Source organism: bacterium, from assembly GCA_040753555.1.
Classification (GTDB): domain Bacteria; phylum UBA9089; class UBA9088; order UBA9088; family UBA9088; genus JBFLYE01.
On record JBFMDZ010000287.1, the window covers coordinates 1 to 2,240 of the forward strand.

At 33.0% G+C, this 2,240-nt stretch carries 6 protein-coding genes; all 6 read right to left on the bottom strand.

Annotated elements, in window-relative coordinates; all coding sequences use genetic code 11:
- Window positions 1-303: 303 nt before the first annotated feature.
- Window positions 304-540, bottom strand: coding sequence for a DUF6516 family protein (locus AB1630_12565; protein MEW6104623.1), 237 nt, complete (start codon window positions 538-540; stop codon window positions 304-306).
- Window positions 541-611: 71 nt separating this feature from the next.
- Window positions 612-878, bottom strand: a complete 267-nt coding sequence (locus AB1630_12570; GenBank protein ID MEW6104624.1) for a hypothetical protein — start codon at window positions 876-878, stop codon at window positions 612-614.
- Window positions 879-996: 118 nt separating this feature from the next.
- Entirely contained in the window at window positions 997-1,302 is a 306-nt protein-coding gene (locus AB1630_12575; protein ID MEW6104625.1) for a hypothetical protein, read from the bottom strand.
- A complete protein-coding gene (locus AB1630_12580) occupies window positions 1,283-1,606 on the bottom strand; it encodes a hypothetical protein (protein ID MEW6104626.1) in 324 nt (107 codons plus the stop codon). Before AB1630_12580 ends, AB1630_12575 begins: the two co-directional genes overlap by 20 nt.
- Before the next feature lie 25 nt (window positions 1,607-1,631).
- The gene (locus AB1630_12585) at window positions 1,632-1,832 is read right to left on the bottom strand and encodes a CRISPR-associated endonuclease Cas6 (GenBank protein MEW6104627.1); all 201 of its coding nucleotides are present in this window, start codon (window positions 1,830-1,832) and stop codon (window positions 1,632-1,634) included.
- Window positions 1,833-1,924: 92 nt separating this feature from the next.
- The gene (locus AB1630_12590) at window positions 1,925-2,062 is read right to left on the bottom strand and encodes a hypothetical protein (GenBank protein ID MEW6104628.1); all 138 of its coding nucleotides are present in this window, start codon (window positions 2,060-2,062) and stop codon (window positions 1,925-1,927) included.
- Window positions 2,063-2,240 lie beyond the last annotated feature (178 nt).

Below are 2,240 nucleotides of genomic sequence, written 5' to 3' on the forward strand. Positions count from 1 at the left end.
ACATTGGGATTTCATTTGTCATTGGGATTTGGACATTGGGATTTTTATTCTTTGGCTTCATTATTTTCCTTAACATTATCTAAACATATACATTCCTTATTTCCCTATAGGGTGAATAGTTACAAAAGTTTTTGATATTTTGATATAATATATCTTATCATAAAGCAATCCGACGCAAAGGTAGCGAAATATAGGAATTTATATTAATTGGTAATGAATTGGTGAATGGGTTTGCCTCATTAATCCTTTTCACCGTTCCAAACCCGCGTGATACTGATTTACCAATGCCCCGGTTTTATCTTCTTAACTTAAAATTTTACCTTCAATATCTTTCAGTATCTCTTCGCAGGATATATGATAACTTGGCAAAATATTATTATCGTAATGAACATGATGGGGATATGTTTCAATGTGTTTGTGATGTCCTGAATTATCCCATCGCATCAATATCTGTTTATTCACATCTTGCCAATGATATGAATAATTTCGTTCATCTACATCAGAGTATTCCCTTATATACAACTCGGAATCGTCAATCAATAAAACTCTAATTTTTATGTAAAAACCGTCTTCAAACACCTATATCGTATTTTTTAACGATACTGCTGTTTTTAACGCACCTTATAATTTCCAATTTCCAGCTCCTTTTTATCCTTGGTGAGCTCTTGCAGAACCTTTATATATCCTTTCCATTCCATATAATCATCCCATTTTCCCATATCTTCTTTTTTAGATAGTTTTAACCCTTTTTCAAATTCACCAAAGGGTATACTATACTTTTTTTCAAACAGCCTGATTTTTTCAGCAACCCTATGATATTCATAGAGTAAGTTTGCATAATACATATCTTTTACCTTCTCTCTATCAATCACTGTCATTTTATAATCACCTCCTTTCCAGAAAAATTATACTAAAAATTATCCTATAACATTTTGTCTTCACTCCACTTTTTCACCGTCCCAAACCCGCGTGACACCGATTTACCAATCCCCATAATCAGGGATTTTCTTCACACTTATTATGATAACCACAATTTCTAATGGTAATCATCCCCAATTCAGGACCATATTCAAATGTTACTCTAAGATTCATAGTTGAATAAGCGATAAAAACATCATCTCCACCAACCTTGTATTTTGCCTTTATATCTTTTGCCTTATGTATGTTTAATGATGGATGTCTTGGATTTTGAGATAGAAGACTTATTGTTTTGTCTATTGCCTCCTGTTCAATATCATTTAACCTTGAGTAATTTTTAAGGAATCTAACCTCAAAGTTTAACCTAAATGGAGGAACTTTCAATGGCTAATCCTTGTGCGTTTAGTTTCTTAAGGGCTGATTTTGGGCTTTCTGCGATAATCCCAGGATGCACATCATTATTTATCTCATATTCCTCTTTTTCCCATTTCTGATTCAATTTAGTTAAAGGGAGTTCCTCCATTCTGGGAAATTTCCTAACAGTTTGGACAGGATATAAGATTAGACAATCTCCTTCCTCTCTACACTCAAAAAGCTCCTCCTTTTTAAACCTTAATGGCAAGACTATCCTTCCCCTTGAATCTGGCTTTAAGATATTTTTAACACCCATAGCTAAATTATAATACACATTGAAACAAATGTCAATTGTGGGTTTATCCCTTTTGTATATTCCGAACAATTGTTCCAAACTCCAGTGAGACTGATTTGCCAATGCCCCAGTGATCAGGAACCTCAAACTTAACTGAAAAATCTCCCAAAAACCCAAGCATCGGCGTGCCTTCTAATTTCCTTCTGCTTAAATATTCTACACAAAACTCCACTATTTTATCAAACAATTCCTTGTATTCATTCACACAGTATTCCTTACAGGATTCATCATAAAAATAAATGTTCCCATCATCTTAAGCCAAGAAGATTGATTTCCCCATTTAATAATTACAAATTTTTAGGTGAGGCTGGTCTTTTTTAACCCCTCTTGATATAACCAGTTAATTACCCCATCATAAAACCTAAAAAAATCTTTTAGATTAAAATCACGAAGTATATTGGGGATAATTTCTTGATTTCCCTTCAAAAAAGCCATTCCTTCTTCTATTTGGAAAGCAGATGTGGGTGGGTCATCAAAGATAGCTTCCTTTAATTTCCTATATTTCGCTACCTTTGTCCAGAATTACCTCTAAACAGGATATATTATATCAAAAACACATCACAAAAAGATAATCTCTTTTTTCCTTTATAGATTTTTTTGTTAAATACCATCA

What these genes read in the sequence shown, in the direction of transcription:
- AB1630_12570 (MEW6104624.1), bottom strand. Translation starts at nt 878, where the DNA reads ATGACAGTGATTGATAGAGAGAAGGTAAAAGATATGTATTATGCAAAC.
- AB1630_12590 (MEW6104628.1), bottom strand. Translation starts at nt 2,062, where the DNA reads ATGGCTTTTTTGAAGGGAAATCAAGAAATTATCCCCAATATACTTCGT.